1 protein-coding gene is annotated in these 519 nt (G+C 43.9%); it reads left to right on the top strand.

Features of this window, described 5'->3' with window-relative positions:
- Nucleotides 1-513, top strand: a 513-nt coding sequence (locus NP589_RS21630; protein WP_256608819.1) for an IS630 family transposase, incomplete at its 5' end; no start/stop codon positions are given.
- Nucleotides 514-519: the final 6 nt, after the last annotated feature.

The raw sequence follows: 519 nt of genomic DNA, 5'->3' as shown, positions 1-519 counted from the left end.
AAAACCGGATATGTACAAACGCGAGACAAAACCTGGGTTAAGGCATTTAAGAGTACCTATAAACGGCATGGCACATTGAATCTATTTGCTGCGCTGAATGTGGCGACGGGCGAAATCAAAGGCCAAACTACCCAAACTAAAACCCGTGAGGACTTCAGACAGTTTATGGCATCGATCATCGAAGACGAGCCCCCACAGCGGGAGATTCATGTGATTTTGGATAATTATTGTACCCATAAGCGTAATGACGACTGGTTAGCTGACTTAGGTCGCCCGGTGTATTTTCATTACACACCGACCTCGGCCAGTTGGTTGAATCAAATCGAAATCTGGTTTGGTATTTTGTCCCGTAAAACGCTCAAACAGGCCAGTTTTAGCAGTACCAGCGATCTCAAAAACGCTATTGAGGCTTTTATCAGCCGTCATAATCAACAAGCTCAACCCTTCAAATGGCGCCGACGAGAAGTCAAGGGCGCTCAGATTAAAAATACTATATCTAATTTACGAAATTAAACACTA

Source organism: Methylomonas rosea (genome assembly GCF_024505055.1).
Taxonomy (GTDB): Bacteria; Pseudomonadota; Gammaproteobacteria; order Methylococcales; family Methylomonadaceae; genus Methylomonas; species Methylomonas rosea.
Note: the sequence above shows the minus strand (reverse complement) of the source record. Positions and strands in the feature narration are given on the sequence as shown.